The 19,922-nt window shown below is 61.5% G+C and carries 16 protein-coding genes; 2 read left to right on the forward strand and 14 right to left on the reverse strand.

Annotated features, from left to right (window positions below; genetic code table 11):
- Positions 1 to 9: 9 nt before the first annotated feature.
- From H1204_RS51475 to H1204_RS22095, 7 genes are all read right to left on the reverse strand, one after another.
- On the reverse strand, positions 10 to 1,629 hold the full coding sequence (locus H1204_RS51475) for a hypothetical protein (protein ID WP_243468751.1): 1,620 nt from the start codon (positions 1,627 to 1,629) through the stop codon (positions 10 to 12).
- Positions 1,533 to 2,591 (reverse strand): hypothetical protein, encoded by a 1,059-nt coding sequence (locus H1204_RS51480; RefSeq protein WP_243468752.1) that lies wholly within the window; start codon positions 2,589 to 2,591, stop codon positions 1,533 to 1,535. The genes H1204_RS51475 and H1204_RS51480 overlap by 97 nt, the downstream gene beginning before the upstream one ends.
- Position 2,592: 1 nt before the next feature.
- Positions 2,593 to 3,960 (reverse strand): toll/interleukin-1 receptor domain-containing protein, encoded by a 1,368-nt coding sequence (locus H1204_RS22075; RefSeq protein ID WP_180732841.1) that lies wholly within the window; start codon positions 3,958 to 3,960, stop codon positions 2,593 to 2,595.
- A gap of 493 nt (positions 3,961 to 4,453) precedes the next feature.
- Positions 4,454 to 5,893, reverse strand: coding sequence for an aldehyde dehydrogenase family protein (locus H1204_RS22080; RefSeq protein WP_243468753.1), 1,440 nt, complete (start codon positions 5,891 to 5,893; stop codon positions 4,454 to 4,456).
- Between the two features lie 31 nt (positions 5,894 to 5,924).
- Complete coding sequence (locus H1204_RS22085) at positions 5,925 to 6,800, reverse strand: PhzF family phenazine biosynthesis protein (RefSeq protein ID WP_180732843.1); 876 nt, start codon at positions 6,798 to 6,800, stop codon at positions 5,925 to 5,927.
- A 31-nt stretch (positions 6,801 to 6,831) separates the two neighbouring features.
- Positions 6,832 to 7,554, reverse strand: a complete 723-nt coding sequence (locus H1204_RS22090) for a transporter substrate-binding domain-containing protein (protein WP_180733258.1) — start codon at positions 7,552 to 7,554, stop codon at positions 6,832 to 6,834.
- 77 nt (positions 7,555 to 7,631) lie between these two features.
- Positions 7,632 to 8,831 carry a pyridoxal phosphate-dependent aminotransferase gene (locus H1204_RS22095; RefSeq protein ID WP_180732844.1) on the reverse strand — a complete coding sequence of 400 codons (1,200 nt, stop codon included), beginning with the start codon at positions 8,829 to 8,831 and terminating at the stop codon, positions 7,632 to 7,634.
- 225 nt (positions 8,832 to 9,056) lie between these two features.
- Between H1204_RS22095 and H1204_RS22100 the strand changes: the two genes are divergently transcribed.
- Positions 9,057 to 10,490 (forward strand): PLP-dependent aminotransferase family protein, encoded by a 1,434-nt coding sequence (locus tag H1204_RS22100; RefSeq protein ID WP_180732846.1) that lies wholly within the window; start codon positions 9,057 to 9,059, stop codon positions 10,488 to 10,490.
- Positions 10,491 to 10,625: 135 nt separating this feature from the next.
- Here H1204_RS22100 and H1204_RS22105 read toward each other — a convergent pair whose 3' ends face one another.
- From H1204_RS22105 to H1204_RS22135, 7 genes are all read right to left on the reverse strand, one after another.
- The gene (locus H1204_RS22105) at positions 10,626 to 11,210 is read right to left on the reverse strand and encodes a YSC84-related protein (RefSeq protein ID WP_180732847.1); all 585 of its coding nucleotides are present in this window, start codon (positions 11,208 to 11,210) and stop codon (positions 10,626 to 10,628) included.
- Between the two features lie 150 nt (positions 11,211 to 11,360).
- The gene (locus tag H1204_RS22110) at positions 11,361 to 12,005 is read right to left on the reverse strand and encodes a VIT1/CCC1 transporter family protein (RefSeq protein WP_180732849.1); all 645 of its coding nucleotides are present in this window, start codon (positions 12,003 to 12,005) and stop codon (positions 11,361 to 11,363) included.
- An 87-nt stretch (positions 12,006 to 12,092) separates the two neighbouring features.
- Positions 12,093 to 13,271, reverse strand: coding sequence for a monovalent cation:proton antiporter-2 (CPA2) family protein (locus H1204_RS22115; RefSeq protein WP_180732851.1), 1,179 nt, complete (start codon positions 13,269 to 13,271; stop codon positions 12,093 to 12,095).
- Between the two features lie 474 nt (positions 13,272 to 13,745).
- Positions 13,746 to 14,759: a DUF2955 domain-containing protein gene (locus H1204_RS22120; protein ID WP_180732852.1), complete on the reverse strand. Its 1,014-nt coding sequence runs from the start codon at positions 14,757 to 14,759 to the stop codon at positions 13,746 to 13,748.
- 5 nt (positions 14,760 to 14,764) lie between these two features.
- Complete coding sequence (locus tag H1204_RS22125; protein ID WP_180732853.1) at positions 14,765 to 15,892, reverse strand: HlyD family secretion protein; 1,128 nt, start codon at positions 15,890 to 15,892, stop codon at positions 14,765 to 14,767.
- Positions 15,889 to 17,430, reverse strand: a complete 1,542-nt coding sequence (locus H1204_RS22130) for an efflux transporter outer membrane subunit (RefSeq protein ID WP_243468754.1) — start codon at positions 17,428 to 17,430, stop codon at positions 15,889 to 15,891. The genes H1204_RS22125 and H1204_RS22130 overlap by 4 nt, the downstream gene beginning before the upstream one ends.
- Positions 17,431 to 17,481: 51 nt before the next feature.
- Positions 17,482 to 18,585, reverse strand: a complete 1,104-nt coding sequence (locus H1204_RS22135; protein ID WP_180732854.1) for an AI-2E family transporter — start codon at positions 18,583 to 18,585, stop codon at positions 17,482 to 17,484.
- Between the two features lie 739 nt (positions 18,586 to 19,324).
- On the opposite strand from H1204_RS22135, the gene H1204_RS22140 reads away from it, so the two are divergent.
- On the forward strand, positions 19,325 to 19,582 hold the full coding sequence (locus tag H1204_RS22140) for a hypothetical protein (protein ID WP_180732855.1): 258 nt from the start codon (positions 19,325 to 19,327) through the stop codon (positions 19,580 to 19,582).
- The last annotated feature ends 340 nt before the right edge of the window (positions 19,583 to 19,922 follow it).

Below are 19,922 nucleotides of genomic sequence, written 5' to 3' on the forward strand. Positions count from 1 at the left end.
TTCCACACGCTAGTGTTTTGGGCATTTCGGAGCGCAAAAAAGCCCCTCCGGACTCGAAGACTCCCTGCAGTTCGCCTTCGCCTGCGTCCAATGTTCCGATGACCGTGTCCGTCGATTCATCGCGAAGCTCGACGACGCGCTTGCCGTCGGGGTTGGTGTGGAGCAGCGCATCGAAGCGGCAGTCGAGTGTGCGCGCGAGCAAGGCGCGTGTGGCCCTGGGCGACGGTGCAGTGCCGGTCTCGGTGCCCGTGCCGGGGAGCGGTGCAACGACAATGCTCCCCCGGAACCGTAGAGCAGCGTGGCGTCGTCGCCGCCGAATCCAAGGCAACGGCCGTCGCCCGTGCCAAGGCGCTTCAGCACAGGGACACCCGGTTGGCCGGGCATCGTCAACACGTGGACGGATGAATGGCCTGCAACCGCGACGAACTGGCCATGGTGACTGACGACTATCCTGCTGATGTCGGAGGCATCGCGGACAGACACACGCCCGATTTCCTTCGCATCGCGCGTTTGCCAGGTGACGACGGTTTTCTTCGCATCGGCGGATACGAGACGTGACGCATCCTGGTCGTACGCCAACGCCAGCACAGCAGTTTCGTGGCCTCTCCAGCGCCGCCGTTCGGTCCAGGTCATCAGGTCCAGATCGATGACGTCGCCACCGTTGGTGCCCATGGCCATCCGTTTGCCGTCAGGGCTGGTTGCTGTCGCAGTCACCTTATCGCCGATCCGCAGCATTTTGTGGACGCCGTCGTCGGCAATCAGCCGCGCTAGTTGCGCAAGCTGCGCATCCAGTCGCACTGGGGCGGCGTGGCTGGCTTCAGCGCCCAGCAGCAGCGCGCGATCGGGATGCTCCGCGTCCTCGGCGCTCGCGTTGGCAATCACGCCGGAGATAATCGCATCGCGAGTCAGTTGCCCGGCATGCGCGGTGGCTTCGTCGGCCCGCTTTTGCTGAATCGCCGCCAACTCGGCATCCTTCACTGCGACCGCCTGCGCTTCTTTCGCACGACGATCGGCCTCGGCTGCGGAGTCGCCCATCTTTTGCAACTCCACTGCCGCGCGCTGCATCTGTTGCTGGGCTTCCTCGATTGCGAGCTTCGCCTGGATCGATTTCTCGGTCTCCTTGACGAGCTGCTGCTTCGCGGCTACGGCGTCATCTTGCGCCATACGCGCACGGCTTCGTTGCACCGTCGCTTCGTATGCGGCGTATCCCGCACTGGCCAGCAAAGCCACTGCAACCACCAGGGCGGCACCAACCAGCATCGCGTTGCGGCGATTACGCCGCTGTATCTCCAACGCCTCACGCACGCGCGCGGCGGCCGCCGCCGCCGCGTCACGGGCCTGCCGCGCATCGCGACTGTCCTTGACGACGCGTGTCAGCACATCATGGGTAAGTTCCAGCCTGCGCACGCCGAAACGCTCATCGACGCGCAACAGCCGGCCAGCCACGAGCCGCTCGATATCGGTGCGTGAGATACCGGGCAGCACGAGCGCATCCTCGAGCGCATAGCTGTCCCGATGTCCGGCGTCCGTGATCAGCTCATCCTCGATAAACACGCGCACGCGCGGGTCGACATCTCGCAACGAGCGTTCATAGAAATCGACCAGGATCTCGCGCTCAGCGCTCGACACCAGCTCAGCACCGATGTGATCGCTACCCGTGCGATACGGCGCAAATTGAGTTCGCTGCAGATCACGCTCAGGAGTGCGGGATCGACCTCCATCCGGCTATAGTCGTCTGCCGAAGGCGCTTCGGCGCGATTGCGCCACGCGAGACCGATGATGCGTTCGGCCACCGTCGGCGCCACGAGCGCGCCGCCGCTGTCGATCACCGCCCGGGCCTGGTAGCCGTCCATCGGCAACAGACGGTATCGGTTGCGCATCAGCGACGGGATCGTTACGCGCAAGCCTTCCACGTCCGCCAGGAAGTCTTCGCGAAAGCTCAGGACGACCTTGCAGTCCCGGCGGCTGAAATCGATGCTCTGCGCGGGTACCGCGCCGGCATCGAGCGCCTGGCGCAACACTTCCGGCGGCCGGTTTTCAATCAGGTCCGAAAGCTCGTTGACGAAGCCGGCCGCGCGACGGCGCGTCTCCTCGTCGACCTGCCCGAGCGTGAACAGTTCTTCGAACTGGTCGAAAACCAGCACGGGTATCACAGCCCGGTTGCGCGTGTTCCAGAATCCGGCGCCGGCGCGATGAAAGTGTTCCCACAATGACGCCTCCGGCAGCGGCGCGGTTGCGTCGACACCGGCGGCGCTGCAAGCGGCGGCGAGCGCCTGCCAGACCTGGTCGCGCAGCGGCAACGCGGCGCCGTGCGCGAGACGTATCATCACGGGCACGTGCAGATTCTCGCGCAAACGCGGAAAAAGTCCCGCATTGAGCAACGAGGTCTTTCCAAGCCCCGAGCGGCCGAACAGGACAGTCAGCACTTCACGGCGCACCAGCCGCGCGAGTTCTTCCGCCTCGTTCTCCCGGCCGCGGAAAAAGTACTGGTCCGCCTCCGTGAAAGACGCGAGGCCCGGCCAGGGGCGCATCGGCGTCAGCGCGTCTGCCGACAGTGCTGCGTGCCCGGATTCCACCGCTTCGTCAGCCATATCAGTTCCGCCGGCAGCGGCTGGAGATTTGCCGGTACAGATCGCGCACGTGCGCGACGAAGGTCTCGTCCGTGCGCGCGCCCGGCAGCGTCATCCATTGGGCGGAGCGAAAGCGGTCGGGGAGCCAGTCGCCGTACTTGGGCGTGTCGTCGATCACCACGGGGAGGAGGAAGGGTTCGTCGGGCGCCATGCCGCGAGCGCGCTCGTCGGCGGCCATCCACTCGCGCCAGAAGTAGTCCCGCCGCCGGTCGGGGTCTTGCGTGGCGCGCGAAATCACAGGCATGAACAGGCTGCTGGTGTCCACGCCGCGCCGGATACTGCGCTCCCAATCATCGCCGCCCCGTAGCTCGCTCCGGTCGAACCATACGTCGATGCCGGCAGCATCGAGTTCCTGCGCGAGGCCTTGCACGACGTCTACATCCTGACTCGAATAGCTGATGAACACCGCACCCTCGATGGCGCGCGGCGCGACGGGTGTCGACGGTGCCTTCGCAACGCCCGTGGGATGACGCTGGCTCCAGCGGCTGCGCAACTCGGCGCAAAAGACAGTCGGCTCCAGCGATACGACACGGGTTGCCGGGCTGAAGTCGGCGAGAAAGGCTTTCAACGCCGGGTCGCGCGCGGCCATGGGATCGACCAGGTACTCCACTGTCTGGCGAGGTGACGAGAGCCGCTCGTTCTTGGCTGCGCGCAGAAAAAAGCGCGCGAGCCAGTCCGGCAGCCGGCAACCGAGCAGCAGCAGATGGTCGTCGCGCAATGCGTCGAACAGCAGCTTCGGCTGACGCGCGTCGTCCTGCAACGCGTGAAGGAACTCCAGGCGATCCTCGTCGCAGATCACCCAATCGGGCGCTGACGATTGGCGGCCGAGCAGATGGAACACGGTTGGCGTGGGCAGGCGCCCGCGCGGAAGCGGTAGATCGGCAGGTCGATTTGGGGAGAAGCTCACAACGGAAGTGCGCGTTTCCCCGCCGTGACGAACAAGGTCGATGGCGCGAGTCAGCAAGCCGTCGAACGACAGGGTCACGAACAGATCAAACGGGGACACGGCGGCGAGGTCCAGCAACGCTTGAGGAGGCTCGATCGCCAGATCTCTCACGACCTGAGAGGTGCGAACGTACAGGTCTTCCTTGCGCGCGCGCGGCAGTAGCAGGTAACGGCTGACGACGTCATCCAGCCGCGGAGGGTTGTCGAACTCAGTCAGGCCAATGCGGAGCTTTTCGGCCAACCGGGTGGCGACAAGCGCATCGAATCCCATGGACTGACCGTCCTGACTGACAGGCAGCAGCCCGTCGTCCACCACCGCAATGACGCGCCCTTCATCGATGTAGTCGAGAAGGTCACTCCAGAAGAATTCGTCGAGTTCTTCCACGAAATTCGCTCCTGGAAATGTAAACTCCCCTGATCATTCGACGGTGCAGATAGCCTTCGCACGTTGGCCATTTCGAGTTGTGGCCAGCTCCGCCGTGAAGCGCTGAAATTTGCAATGGCACACTCGTCAACCGTCGCTCTTTCGACTGATAAAAAACGATTGGATAATGCCTTTTGTCAAAAGAGGCTGGTTATTCGAGCAATGACGTACGCGCCGGTCACTGTTTTGTCTGAACACACTGCCTCAGATCGACGATAGAACATTGGGGGGCGCAGCGACAGGAACCTGGGTGGGACAGCGCACACTTGGCGCTGCAAATATCTTGCAGGAAAAGCGGCACGCGGTGAGAAATTGTCTCCCCTATCGACATTCGCCATTGTTCCAGCGTTCGCCGCACGTCGCTCAAACGAAGCCCCGAGGACGCCCCGGATGTTCTCGATCGGGCCGTTGAAACATGTTCCTGCCTGCGATAGACCACCTTGCATGACAAGCGTTACTGATCCGTCTTTCTGATACACACAACCTTCGTTTGAGTCATCTCCTCATAGGCAAACCGGACACCTTCTCGTCCAAGGCTTCCGTATTTGAATCCTCCAAACGGCATGGCATCGAACCGATAGTCCGACGAGTCGTTGATCATCACGCCGCCCGCCTCCAGTTGATCGGCCGCCCTGAGGGCAGCATGCAGGTCATTGGTGAAGATGCCAGCATGGAGGCTGTACTCAGCGCTATTAGCGAGCGCAAGCGCCTCGCCCAGTGTCTCGATCCGTTGAAGAACGACAACCGGGCTGAACGCCTCGTGCGTCCACAGATCGCATGTAAGACTTACGTCCTCGAGCACGGTCGGCGCATAGACGGAACCTTCGTGAGTATTCCCGCAAAGCAGGCTGGCGCCCTGCCCGATCGCTGCGTCTACTACGCCTTTCGTTCGCGCGGCCGACTGCGCCGTGATCATCGGCCCCACGTCAGTGTCCGGCAACGCCGGGTTGCCCACCTTTAGCGCTTGGGTGCGAGCAACGAAACGCTTCCTGAACGCTTCATAGACGGACGACTGGATCAGAATGCGTTGCGTGCCAACACAGTTCTGCCCTGCAGCCCAGTATGAACCGGAGACACACGACTCGACGGCATCCTCGAGATCGCAGTCGGCCATGACGATGACGGGCGCATTGCCTCCGAGATCCATCGCAAGCTTTTTCAGGCCTGCAGAGCGGGCTATTTTCTCTCCGGTCGCGAAGCCGCCCGTGAAAGAAACCATTCTGACGTCCCGCGATGAGACAAGTGCTTCGCCAAGGGCTGCACCGCCCGTTGCAACCGACACAACGTTCGACGGCATTCCAGCCGCCACGAGATAGTTGACCAGCTTGATCGCCGAGAGCGGCGCAAGTTCCGACGGCTTGAGCACCACGGCATTGCCCCCGGCGATTGCGGGTCCAAGCTTGTGCGCAACCAGGTTGAGTGGATCGTTGTACGGCGTGATGGCCACAATGATGCCGAGAGGCTCCCGGGTAAACCATCCCTGCCGGTTTTCCGATCCGGCATATGCGTCGAACGGGACGACTTCACCTCCGTTTCGGCGCGCTTCGTCGGCGGACAGCTTGAGCGTGTTCACGCAGCGCAGCACTTCTCTTTTTGCCTGCCTGATCGTCTTACCGGCTTCCGCGACGATGACTTCAGCAAATGTATCCTTATCGCGATCCACCATCGATGCACAGGTTTCGAGCACACGAGCACGCTCGTGACGGGAAAGGCTGCGGCACGCGCGTGCGCCCTCTTTCGCGTTTTCGATCAGCATTGGCGCGCCTTCCGGTGGAATATTCACGACGGTACCCACTTCGACACCATCGAATGGATTCTTCACCGAAATAAAACTGAACGCTGCTTCAATCGTGGATGAATGGATATTCATTTCGACATACTTAGTGTTGTCCAAGGATCTTTCATTCCCTATGCGGCGCGGCTTTTCAAAGCGTCAACGAGCCGTCTACACAGGTGACGCACGAACCGCCAACGCGTACATTCCCGCTCGTATCCACGTTCACTTCGATTCGTCCATCCCGACCGACACAGCGTCCCTGTGTCGCCACATAGTTTCCGCCGTCGGCAGGCAACAGGCCGCGCTTCCACCGAAATGCAGCGACACTGCCATTGCCGCTTCCACAGACAGGATCCTCCTCCACGCCACATGACGGTGCAAAGGAACGCACTTCTATGGCCACATCTCCACCGTCGCGAGTACCGAATACGGTTACACCCGTCACGCCGAGGCGGCGCTCGAAGTCCGCCAACCTCGCGAGATCCGGCCGTAGATTGACTATGGTAGCCGCATCGTCCATTTGCGCGATGACCCAAATGGGGCCGACGTTTACGATGGCCGGCGCAGTCCTGATGTCGACTTTGCAGCCAAGAATGCGTTCGAGATCCGCAATATCCGCGGCGTGCAGCGGCTCGATCTTTGCGGGCGGGAGATCGAAGGCCAACTGGCGCTCTCCTCGTTGCTCTCCTATCGTCAACTCGACGAGGCCAATGGCGCATTGCTGAATCAATCGCCCGCTGGCGCGAGGTGTCACACGCCCCGCTTCCAGAATGGCATGAGCACTACCGAGTGTCGGATGCCCGGCAAAGGGAAGCTCACTGCGCGGCGTGAAGATCCGCAGCTGATAGTCCGCCTCGTCGGTCGTAGGCGGAAGAACAAACGTCGTTTCCGAAAGATTCGTCCAACGCGCGACGGCTTGCATCTCGTCCGTGGATAAACCCTGCGCGTCGAGCACCACGGCAACGGGATTGCCCAGCAGCGGTCGCGAGGTAAACACGTCAACTACTTTGTATGATCGCTTCATGGTGTCTCCAGCTGGCTGGATAGGATGTTGGTCAATCTTTTGCGGTCGCTACGCTGTCGATTTCCGCTTCCGTGATGCCGTACTTCGCCATGCGCGCGCGATGGTCCGCCGAACCGAGGTACTTGCGCAGCTGTTTATTCACAGCCTGCAAAAGAGCCGCATTGTTCTTATTGAACGAGAAGGCACCGACAGGCGCTCCCGTTTCCTTGCTCATCGCATGCGCGACCGCTTCCAGTTCCTTGTTTGCACTGGCAAGCACGCGATTCCCGACGGCCGTTCCAGCGAATGCGTCTATCTTTCCCGCGAGTACCGCAGCAACTGCCTCCGGTTGGTCCTTGAACATCACGATCCGGTCATCGCGTACACCTGCCGACTTTGCGGAGTCGAGCTGTACCTGACCATTGATAATCCCCAACCGCGCGTCGCTATGCTCCGCTAGTGCCCTATAGCTCGTCAGCGCTTTTGGATTGCCGTCGTGCACGACGAATCCATCGCCCAGCGCCCAGACGGGCACGCTAAACGCAACGTGCTCTGCGCGTTCGGCCGTTACGAAAATCGGCACATTCATGTCCCAGCGACCTTCTTGTAGACCAGGCAGAAATTCATCGAACGAGGTCAAATGATGTTCGATGGATGTCACACCGATCGCGCGGAGAACCACCTCGGCCAGTTCGATATCCGAGCCCGTCACGGAACCATCGAGACCTGTCCAGTAGAACGGCGGTTCATCGATATAGGCGATTTTTACTGTCATGGCCTTACCCGACACTTCTAGAAGTGAATGTTGTTCCGGCTATCCGGCGTGCGACATGCAGCGTGATCTCAGAGCCCTCATGCGCTGACGGCATCCAGAGCAGACGAAAGAGCAGCCAGCGCCGATCCAGAACGAGCAGACGGCAAATAACCAAAGCCCAGCCGAAATACACGATTGCTTTCTCCAAACCATATTCCGCACGCCAGTTGCAAATCGTAGCGAGGCAACAGATCCCAGAAGCGCGATACGGCATCGTCGTCGAATGCTTCACGACGTAGACGCAAGCAGCACAACGCGCCGGCATCGGGGCGCACCCACTCGATGCGTCTTTGTTCGCGCTCGCACCAGGCCGCCAGTTCCGCGAGGGCGCCGGCCAGCAAGCGACGTCGCGATCCAAGCACAGCTTCCCGATTGTGCAGCAGCGCGGCGGCGAGCGTTTCGTCGAGCACCGAGCCCGAGATGACGGTGTTCATCTTCGCGACGGTCAGGCGCAATCGCAGATCAGGGTCCGCCACCGTGAGCCAACCTGTGCGCAACCCCGGCGCGCCAAGCGCTTTCGATACCGACGCGCCGGTGACGATACGCGAGTCGAGCCCCGCAAAACTGTCGATCACGACATCGTCGCCATAGGTTGCCTCGCGATAGGTCTCGTCGATAAAAAGTATCGCTTCCGGAGAGTGCCTCTCCATCAACACAAGCAGCTTTTCGATATCAGCGCGAGATGTCTGAACACCGCTCGGATTTTGCGGCGAAGCGATGCTTACCAGTTTCGTTTCCGGCGACAGGCTCGCTGCAAGCTGCTCCAGATCCAGTCGATATCCGTTCTCGAACGATAACCTGACCTCGCGGACGTTGACGCCGGCGCCAAGCAGACAGTCGCGGCTCGGCGGAAAGCATGGTGTCACGAGAACCGCCTCGTCGCCCGGTCGGCAAACTTCGAACGCAAGAAGAAAGAGTCCGAGCGCTGTACCCTGCGTCGTCACGATCTGCTCTGCTGGGACTTTGCAGGCGTCCGCAATGGCCTCGCGAAGCGCTTGTGCACCCGCCGATTTGCCATAGCCAAGCTTCAGATCACGGATACCCTCAAGACCACCGAAGTCCAGCAGTTCCCCAAGCGTCAGGTCCTGCGACGTGCTCTCTGCCAGGTTGAATGGCCGGTTCACATCGAGCAGTGAAATGATCTCGTTGTAGGGAAAGCGTCCGCGCCATTCCCTCGTATTTTCGCTGGTGGATCGTGACAGTTGCTCTTCGTCAATACGCTGCTGGGAAGCGTTCATGCCTTTGCCTTGTATGGACTGTGGGCGATCCGTTTGAGCCGCCGGGTTCGAGCCACCCCATGCGACGGTCTGTGCTCTGACGGATGCGATCGGAACACACGCATCGTAGCGCTCGCGGGCCGACCATAACAGTCACAATTTCCGACTGAATCGACCATCACAATTTCGCTTGGCAAGCCACCGGCGCCGGAACGATAATCGTGAATCTTCTGCCGCGATGCTTTCATGGACACGCACACTTCATACCGTTATGAGCAACTGGCCGCGCTCATCGTCGGCATGATCGACAACGGCGCGCTCGCGCCGGGCGTGCGGCTGCCTTCCGTGCGCGCCGTCAGCGAGCAGCACAGGATCAGTATCGCCACGGCGCTACAGGCGTACCGTCTGCTCGAAGATCGCGGCATTCTGGTCGCGCGGCCGCAGTCGGGCTTTTACGTCGCGGCCTCGCCGCGCAGCACACTCGCGTTGCCGTCGCCTTCCCGAGCGCGAACGAAAGCGTCGCACGTCTCGGTCAGCGGGGTCGTGGCGACGCTGCTCGAGCATGCGTCGAATCCCGCGCTCGTGCCGCTCGGTTGCGCCTTTCCCGACTCGGCGCTTCTGCAAACCAAGCGGCTCGACCTCGCGCTCGCGCGTGCCGCACGTCGACAAAGCGCGCGGTACAACGGCTATTGCCCACCACATGGCGAACCGCGCTTGCGCCGTGAAATCGCGAAGCGCGCGATGCGCGTCGGGCACGCGCTGTCGCCCGACGACGTGATCGTCACGGCAGGCTGCACCGAGGCGCTGACCCTCGCGCTCACCGCCGTCGCGAAGCGCGGCGATACGATCGCGATCGAGTCGCCCACCTACTTTGGACTGCTCCATACGATCGAAGTGCTGGGTCTGAAGGCTTTCGAGTTGCCGACCCACCCGACGCGCGGCATCGACGTCGGCGCGCTCGCACACCTGCTCGATACGGAACACGTCGCGGCCTGCGTGCTGTCGTCGAGTTTCAACAATCCGCTCGGCTCCACGATGGCCGAGCCCGACAAGCTGGCGCTTCTCGCGGTGCTTGCCCGGCATGCCGTGCCGCTGATCGAAGACGATGTCTACGGCGACATCTACTTCGGGCGCGAGCGGCCAAAGCCGTTCGCCGCGCTCGAAGGCGGTGCCAATACGATCTACTGCAGTTCGTTCTCGAAGAGTCTTGCGCCCGGATACCGGATCGGCTGGATCGCAGCGGGCGCCTATACGCAGCAGCTGATGGAGCGCAAGCTCGCGTTCACGCTCTGCGGCCCGGCCCTGCCGCAAATCGCGCTCGCGGACTTCCTGGAAAGCGGCGCCTACGACACGCACTTGCGCCGTATCCGCCGCATCTTCGAACAGAACCTCGCGCGCATGACGCGTGCGATCGAGGCAACCTTCCCCGCCGACACGAAAGTGAGCCGGCCAGCCGGCGGCTTTATGCTCTGGCTCGAACTGCCGAGAGGCTTCGATTCACGCGAACTCTTCGAGGACGCGCTCGAGCAAGGCATCTGCTTTGCGCCCGGTGATGTCTTCTCCGCGAGCCGGCGCTTTCGCAATTGCCTGAGACTGAGTGCCGGGCACGTCTGGAGCGAACGTGTCGAAGACGGCGTCCGACGTTTGGGCCGGCTTGCGAAGGCGCAGCTCGCGCGCTGAACGCCCAGACGACTGGGCGAACCCGGACAAGCCTGGTTTGCGGGCGCGCGCACCCGGTTGCCGATCTGGCGTGACGACAACTCCATCGCGTCGATCGGTCGATACCCGGCCAGGCAAACACAGCAAGCTCCGACATCAGATATTCAGGCGCGAAACCTTAGTGCCTGAGAGCGACACGTCACCCATGAGCCCGGCATTGGTCATCACGATCGCTTCGACGGGCGCGGTGGCCGTCGTCGTATCGATCTCGCCGTTCGCGCCGACCTTCAGCAGCGCGACCGACCCTTCCCCACCGGCCGACCAGCCTTTGGAATTGCGAAACTTGCTGAGCGCATCATGCGTCATGAACAGGAAGATGACGGCCTTCGATTGCGCGCCTGCCTGCAAGCCGAATGAGCCCGACACCGTGCTGTAGTAGCCAACCGACTTCCCGCCTACGTGCAATGCGCCTTCGCCGTATTCGCCTCCGGCGACGAAGCCGACCTTCAGTACGGATGGGAACACGAGAACGCCGTTCGCCTTGCCGACCAGTTCCTTCGACCCTTTGACTGTCTCGTACAGGCGCGATAAGGTCGCGTGGACCTTGGCGTCGATTTCCTGCCGTTTCGCCGAGTTGGACTCGGCGAGGGCGTCGCGCAGTGTCACCGTGAAACCCGCCAGCGTAAGGCCCGAAACTGCGAGCGCAGCGCTACCCGTCCGTATAAAACTTCTTCTGTGCATGGTTACCTCCATCGTGGTTCACGGTCAAACCGTGTTGCTGCATTGATCTAAAGGATGTACTCCACCCGCAATCGTGCTGTCGTGCGCCCCCGGTTGCAATTTCACAGTGTTCGTCCTGTGGTAGCAGATAATCCGTTCCCAGGGCACGAATCAGCCCCCTAAAGCGATGATGATCGCAAGCAACGCGACGCCAATTCCGGACATTGCAAGACCGGACACCAATGGTCTTCCGCCGGTGTAGCGACCGAGCGCAAAACCGCAAATGAAGAGCGTGACAACCGCCAGTGTGTTCGAGATGCGCAATGCCAGCATGACTTGTGAAATAAACATGAATGGAATCACGACCGGAAAAGTCGCCAGGACGACGAGCGCGAATACGCCGAATGCGGCGGCATAGTCTCTTCCGTCAAGTCGGACAGTCGGCTCGCTTACGGTAAGCATCCCCCGGTGCAGTTCGTCAAGCGCGGCAGGCTGGACGATGGATCCGAAAAGTTGCGGGAGCGCATCTTTAATCAAGTGGTGCGCTTCGGGCTTGTCTTGTGTCGCCCGAAGCCGCGCCAGCAATGTAACCTTCCTGCGTCGCTCAGTTGCTGTGCGTATGAGACACATGACGGCATCCACGAGCCCCCAGGCGAGGTTGCAGCCGAGTGCGGTGAACATCATCGTCCGGACTTCCTGGCGGCCGGCGGTCGCAACGCTGAGGGCGCCTGTAAACGACAGTGCCATCAGTACACCAAAGACGATCTCGCTCACTCTATCGATTGGGTCAAGCAAAGGTTCGCGTTCGTTTGACATGTTAGGCGGCGCTCCTTGTGGTTCTTGCCGTCGCAATCGACGGCCCCCAGGTAATCCGCGATCCGGCTACGCAACGGATGCTCTCGACTATCCCTCTCCGACCTCAGGACGGGCAAATGGCTGCAACAGCCTGCGATGCACGAGCAACAGTAACGGCGTCGTGACCATCGAGAGCGCAACGACCAGCGTGACAAGAGACGACTGGCGCTGATCGATAACACCCGCAGCCAGTGAAGCCGCCATCACCACAAACGCGAACTCGCCGCCTTGCGACAGCAGAATCGCAAAGTAGCCGCGTTGCGAAGGCGGCACGCCAAATCTATTCGCAAGAAGCCACTGCGCGATCGACTTGATACCGACCAGTGCCACGACGAGTACCGCGACACGTACCGGCTCGCGCATCAAAACACCAAAATCGATTGACGTTCCCACTGCGATGAAAAACAAACCGAGCAACAAACCCTTGAAGGGCGCCATGTCGACTTCGACCTGGTGGCGATAGTCCGAATCCGCAAGCAGTACACCTGCGATAAAGGCGCCTAGAGACATCGACAGATGAACGCTCTCCATCAGCAATGAAATGCCTACGATCCAGAGCAGGGCAAACGCGGTGAAAATCTCGGGAACGCCAATGCTGGTGATCACGCGCAGCACGACATGCAACAGATAGCGGCCGGCAAGCGCGATCGCACCCAGCATGGCCAGTGCTTTCAAAGCCAGGAGCCAACCCGGTTCCGCTGCGGGGGTGGGCACCGTCGGTCCAAGCAGCGGCAGGAGAGCAATCAGCGGGATAGCGGCCATGTCCTGAAACAGGAGAATGCCGAATCCGGCGCGGCCCGTTGGCATGTCCATTAACTTGCGCTCCTGGAGTTCGGACATCACCATTGCCGTCGATGACAGCGAGAGCGCAAGCCCGCCCGCCAACGCAATCCGCCAGGGCAACCCTAACATCATGAAAACCCCTAACAACGCCGCGGCACAGACGGTCATCTGCATCGTGCCGTAGCCAAAGATGGTGCGGCGCATCGCCCATAGGGCGTCGACCCGCATTTCAAGTCCGATCACGAACATCATCAACACGATGCCCAACTCGGAAAAGTGGAGGATCGCGTCGATGTCGGTCACCAGCTTCAGTGCCCACGGGCCGATCATGATGCCCGCCACCAGATAACCCAGTACCGCCCCAAAGCCGAGGCGGACTGCCACCGGCACGGCGATCAGCGCCGACGCAAGAAAGATGACCACGTCGACCAGCAACTTTGTCATCTGGTGTTCTCCTGAACAGACCTTCGACAGAGCCCGAAGCAACGCATTGTGGACGGACTGCGGAACCGCGCCGCCGCCCAGGGGGACAGTTTGCGCGATCGATCAAGGCTGCGGTGGCGAGCGATCCCGCTGCCGCGTGCCGTCTTCGGGATACGTGAAACAGAACACGGCGCTCCGGCTTCACCCGATCGCGGCTAGACCATTCTCCGGAACATATTGAATGGGGCGATTCGGTTTTCGATAACCGTCTTGCTTCTGTCTCTCCCGTCTCGTAGCGTCGTCGAAAGGCATCACGCGCTCATCTTCAAGTCTATTCACTGCATGGCACCGGCGGTATTGGACCTTGGTCCAATCAGAAATCAGGCTTCTCACCAGTGGCGCGGTCGCACCGGTCGCTTTCGTCGACACCAGCGCAGCGCCCCTCGCCGTCTCACCCTTGCTGGTGTCCCAGTCCTGGCGCAGCCGCGCGTCGTGTCAGTGTGTGCGGCTGTAGCGGTCGAAAAGCTGAAGCATCAGACACGCGTAGAGGGTCACAGCCAGAAAGAGTCCCATGCGCACCGCGAATGCACTGTAGACGTCCTTGCCTGCCACGCTATCCTGCACCGACTGGCCGAGCAGGATGATCATCGTGACGAGGCTGTTCAGCCAGAAGCCCGGCGAGTAACGCGTCGGGCTGATGCGATAAAGCTTGCGCCCTACCAGCAGACCGAACAGCAGCATCCACAGGAAGAACATCCACAGGTCCACGAAGAGCCTCAGTGCAAACCAGAACACGACCGCGAGCAGGCCGCCTAGCAACGTGGAGCCGATGAGATCGCGCGCCGCGCTGCGGGCTGTCGTGGTGCAACTCTGTCTGCCGAGGCTGACGGACTTCATGATGATGGGCATGTAGCTCGCCGGGTCGGTCATCGCGAGCAGGTAGATGGGCATGACCACCAGCGCCGCGCGCAGCGCAACGCGTACGGCCAGGTTGTTCGGCATGACGGGCGCGGCAGGCTGCATCCGCGCGCTGATGGGTTCGGGAAACAGCTGGTGGACCAGGGCCGACACCACCACGGCAAGCACGAGCCCCTTCACCAGTGCGCCAACGACCGTCACGGCCGACTGGAAGTCAGCTGTGCCCGCTGCCGAGATCATCGTCAGTCCCGCCACCAGAAAGGTCGCGACCAGATTGTTCCCGCCGCGCAATCCGTAGCGAAAGGCAAGAAAGAGCATAAGACCCGTGATCATGACGCCAGCGAACGCGTAATGACGTAGCAGCGGAACAAGGAGCAAGCCACTGCCCGTGGTCAATGCGACGACCAGCGCGAACGCAATGCCTGCCTTGAACGACAGCGGCCGGTTTTGCGTCGCCAGCAAAAAGACGGCGAACACCGGCCCGACCACGGGAATCGGCAGGTCCAGCGCGAAACTGAGCGCGAGGCAGAGTGCCGTCCCTGTGGCAATGCGCAGCGCGCGGCGGCCGGGGAGCTGGAGTGTGTTTGCCATCGACGTCAGTAAAGGTAGGAGACCCAGCTCATCACGCGCAGAAACACGCGGCCCAGCGGATTGAGCGGATTGCCCTGGCTCGGAAACGCCATCACCTCGGCCTGCCCGCCAATGCGGAGGTTGTGCAGACGTGCGCGCTCACCCGGGTCGAACTCGACGATCACCGGAAAGCGCTGGGCGGGACGCAGCCAGTCGCGGCTGTTCTGCACGGTGGGCAGACTGCCGGGTGGCGTGCTCTGCCCCACGCTCACGCCATAACCGATACTGCGGACCCGCCCTTCGAAGACTTCACCCGGCAGTGCGTCCAGTGCGATCGCAACAGGCGTGCCGGGCTGGAGATGGCCCAGGTTGTTCTCAGTCATATCGGCGCTGACCCACACGTTGCCGATCGCGATCAGTGTCATCACGGGATTGCCCGCCGCCGCGAACTGGCCGACCTCGGCGCGCAGATCGGTGATGACGCCGCCCGTGCGGGCCGTGATCCGCGTGTCGGCCAGATCGAGTTCGGCCTTCTGGACGGCAGCCGCCGCGCTGCGCAACTGCGCGTTTTCTGCATCGAGACCGCCCTGCTGCTCGCGTGCACGCTCCACTTCGGCACGCGCTGCGGCGACCTGGCTTTGGGCCTGCTCGTGGGTCGCGCGCGCCACCTCGAGGCGTCGAAGCGAGACCGTGCCCTCGTCTTCGCGGTACAGCCGTTCCAGACGGTCGCTGTCCTGCCGCGCCTTGATCTCGTTTGCGATCGCCGCCCGCAGCGAGGCAAGCGCTGAATCGATGCCCGCCGTGCTGGCGCCGACCTGACGGCGCGTGGACTCGAGGTCGGCCCGCGCGCGATCGGCGGCAATACGGTATTGGTCGTTATCGACTTCGAAAAGAACGTCGCCCGCGTTGACCTCCTGGTTGTTATGCACGAGGACGCGCGTCACCCGTCCCGATACTTCCGCGGCGACGGGGACGACATAGGCCTGCACACGCGCCTGTTGCGTGTATGGCGTAAAGCGGTCGGCAAGCAGATACCAGATCAGGCTCACGACGATCAGGCCGACGATCCACTTCACCGCCCTGCCCGATGGATCGGCGTCGGGCGACGGTGCCGGCGTCGGCGCGGCGTGGGAGGACTCGGGCGTGTCGCTCATTGGGACGGACCTGAGGACGGAATGGCGGCAGCCGGCTGCGCGGCCGGATCGTTCAGCAGATCGCCCCAGTCGGTGCGTTCCTGCATCTGCGCGCGGGTCGCCGGATCAACGATTGGCTGCTCCGCGTACCAGCCTCCGCCGAGCGCCTTGTACAGCGCGATCAGACTGCCCACGGCATTGCTTCGGTTGACGATGTACGCGTCCTGCTGTGCGAACAGCGCGCGTTGGGCATCGAGCACGCGTTGGAAGTCTGAATACCCTTCGCGGTAGATCGTATTGGCAAGCGTGAGAGAGCGCCGCGCGGCCCCTTGGGCGTCGTTGAGAATGGTATCCCGCTGCAATGCGGCGATCAGTGCGGTAGCGGCGTCATCGGCCTCCCGCGCGGCTTCGCGCACGGTGTTCTGATAGGCGAGCGTCAACTGTTGCAGCCGGGCGTCCTGCACGCGCACGTTGTTGGTGATCCGGCCATGATCGAACACGTTCCAAGTGACGCTCGGGCCGGCTACCACGGCCAGCGTGTTCGATGAGCCCGTGAGCGAACTCGCGCTCCAGACGAGCGAACCGACCAGCGACACGGACGGATAGAGATCGGCTTTCGCGACGCCGATCAGTGCCGACTGCGCGGCCATCTGATACTCGGCAGCGCGAACGTCGGGGCGACGCAATAGCAGATCGGCGGGCACGTCCTGCAGCACGGCATGATCGACGAGCGGAATCGCGCCCTGCTTGTCGGACTGCACGTCAAGTTCCGGCAGCGGACCGGGCGGCCGCCCCGTCAGCACGGACAGCGCGTGATGCGCGAGCACGATCTGGCTCTCGAGATCGGGAATGCTGCTCAGCGTGCCCAGATACTGCGTCTTGGCCTGCTGAAGGTCCAGTTCATCCGTCTCGCCGCTCTTGAAGAGCTTTTGCGCGATGTCGAAACTGCGCTTCTGCAACTGGGCGTTTTCGCGCGCGATGCGCAGGCGCGCCTCGGCCGTGCGCAGCGTGAAATAGGTATCGGCGACCTGCGCGTGTAACAGGACCAACGCGGCGTCGCGATTCGCTTGTGCGGCAAAGAACGCGGCATCGGCCGACTCTATCGCACGGCTAAAACGCCCCCAGAAGTCGAGTTCCCAGCCGATGCTGAAGCCCGCGCCGTACTGCAAGTAGGCACCCGAGCGCGGGTTGAATCCATCCGAGTTCTTGCGCGCCGAGTAAAGCACTTCGCCATTGACCTGCTGCACCTGGGGATACCGTCCCGCAAGCGCGATGCCGAGCTGCGCGCGAGCCTCGATCACCCGCAGGCCCGCAATCTTCAGGTCGCCGTTGTTTGCATCGGCTTGCGCGATCAGACGCTCGAGGTTCTCGTCGCCGAAAATCTGCCACCACTGACGCGCATCGGGTTGCGCCGCCTGCTGCGTGACCTGCCCGATCGATGTGCTGCTCCAGTGCTCGCTCCACGCCTCATGCTGCGGATGAAAGTCCGGACCCACGCGCATGCACCCGCTCAGGAAGCCTGTGACGCTGCCGATCAGCAATACTGCCCGAAACGGCATCGCCACCCCGCATGGGAGCATTGAAGGCGACACGGCGTGGTCTCTGGAGACTTAGGGTTGTTCGGGATTCTGGCGCTGCCCGGATGCCGGCTGGTCTTTCACCCATCGCCAGAACAGCTGGTAACCCACCGCGAGCATCACGGGACCGATAAAGAGGCCGATGACGCCGCCCGTCACCATGCCCCCGATCGCACCGATCAGCACCACGGGCATCGGCACCGCGACGCCACGGCCCAGCAACAGTGGTTTGAGCACGTTATCGGCGAGGCCGGCAACGAAAACGTAGACCGAGAATATGATGGTCGCCGTGCTCACGCCCTCCGTAACAATCACGAAAATGATGACGGGCACGGTGATCAGCGTCGCGGGTAACTGCATGATGCCGATCAGCAGCACGGCGAGCGCGAGCAGGCCGGCCCCGGGAATACCCATGACGATGAAGGCAATGCCGATGAGCAGCATCTGGATGAACGCAATGCCGACCACGCCCTGCGCCACTGCCCGAATGGTCGATGTGCACAAATCGGCAATCTGCTGGCCGTTTTCGGGACCTGAGATGCGCGAGGCAATCTGCACTGAAGATTGATAGCCCTTCTCTCCATGCGCCATGAAAATGCCCGCGACGATCAGCGCAATGAAAAAGACCAGCAGTCCCGCACCCAGCCCTGTGACCGTGCCGAGGATTGCGAGCCCGGCTTCCTTGAGCTGAGGTGCGAACTTCTGCGCGAGCCCGGTGAGATCGGTCGAAGCCTGCGTCCAGAAGTCAAAAACCCGCTGGCCGATCAACGGCCACGCGGCCACGGATTGCGCCGGTGGCGGAATCTGGAAGCTGCCGCTCTTAAAAATGGCCATCGCCCGCTCGATCGAATTGGCCACCGCGACGCCCAGCAAATAGGTCGGCACGAGTATCACCACGAACGCGCAGAGGATGATCAATGTGGCGATCAGGCCATCCTTGCCGGCGAGCGAACGCCGAAGCCTGACCTGTAGCGGATACAGCGTGATCGCAAGGATCAATGCCCAGACCATGAGATCGAGGAACGGGACGAAGATCCGGAAACAGAAGATGGCCAGAACGGCGACAAGTCCGGCGCGAATCAGGACATCCAGTAATTGCCGGGACAGCACCCGTTGGGTATCCGGTGTGATCAGCATAACTATCCTCCCGGGGGGTCACCCTGAGCATTTGCCGGCGACAAATCAGGGCGCGCCCAATCTGGCACCGTCGGCATGGCAGGGAGAAACGCGCACTGATACTGACGTAGTGCCACTGTTGAAGCTGGTCTGCAAAGATCTCAAATCTTGCCGCGAACGTGCACCCGTTCTATTCACATTCAGCCGCGAACGCGTGATACCTTGCGAATGAAAAGCACTTTTACTGACTGATGCCGTGATGGGCGGTTTTAGTCGCAGCATCGCTGCTTCGTCAGGGTTTCCGCTTTCTTGTGGTCTCTTCAGGTCATATTCACGACCGCACGACAAATCACCGGTGTCCCACAGGTCGAGAATTTAGCCTATACATGTTGAACAAAAGTTTGTATTGGACTTTGGTCCAATGACGGCCTGGACAGCGTAAAAACTGTTCTGCTAGGGGAGAAGCATTGCATTTGTGGTTGTATGTGCGTTACCGTGCAAATCATCTTCCCAACCCGAATCGACGCAAGTGCTACTGCTCGCGTTACCGCGTCTGAGAGAAGATCGTGCGTGATGTTGCACATCCTCAGCCGGCTTCGACGTTGTGCAGCGTTTAGTCGAACGCGGTTCGTTTGGATTGGCGAAACGGAAGCATAGTGATGACAAGACGAAGCGTACATTGATCGCGGAAGCAAAAGCAGCCGTAACATGACGGGCATGACATCGCCGCCTGAGCCATCACGTCCAGGGAGACTGCATCATGTTCTTACGGAATAGAAGGTGCGCGGTTGCGCTAGCGGCAATCTTGCTGGCAGCCTCTGCAGCTGATTCGTTGGCTACCGAACAGGCGCAGCAACGTCGCGCAGGACGTGATGTCCGCCAGGAAACACGCCAGGGCGCTCGCCATACAAAACAGGATTGCCGGGCTGCCAATCAGCAATCCAACCCGCAATGCAGGCAGGATAAACGTCAAACCAAGCAACATGGCCGGCAGGCAGCCCGCGACATCAAATATTGACTTTGATTGGCTTTGCGACAATCCACGGTCATTTGCGCCGAGCCATTTGTCGTTGGACAGTCGCGAAATCGGAGAGGGTCTTCGAAGGCCGGCGAATCCATCAAGAACGGATGGTTCGCAAAGCCAATCCATGTCATACGAAGGGAAGCGATCCTAGCCGGATCAACATTTGATATGGCCGCTCCGGGCCCACCGCATGAGCGGCGTTCACGTGCGTGACCATTGGCGAATCAGCTTCCAGCTGCGGCTTGAGAGCCGAAACGCTGCCGGGCTCAAGAATGCTCGACGATCGGTAAAGACAGATCCACTCGTGCACGCCTGAGTCCGACATGTCAATTTC

The sequence above is a fragment of the Paraburkholderia sp. PGU19 genome (genome assembly GCF_013426915.1).
Taxonomy (GTDB): domain Bacteria; phylum Pseudomonadota; class Gammaproteobacteria; order Burkholderiales; family Burkholderiaceae; genus Paraburkholderia.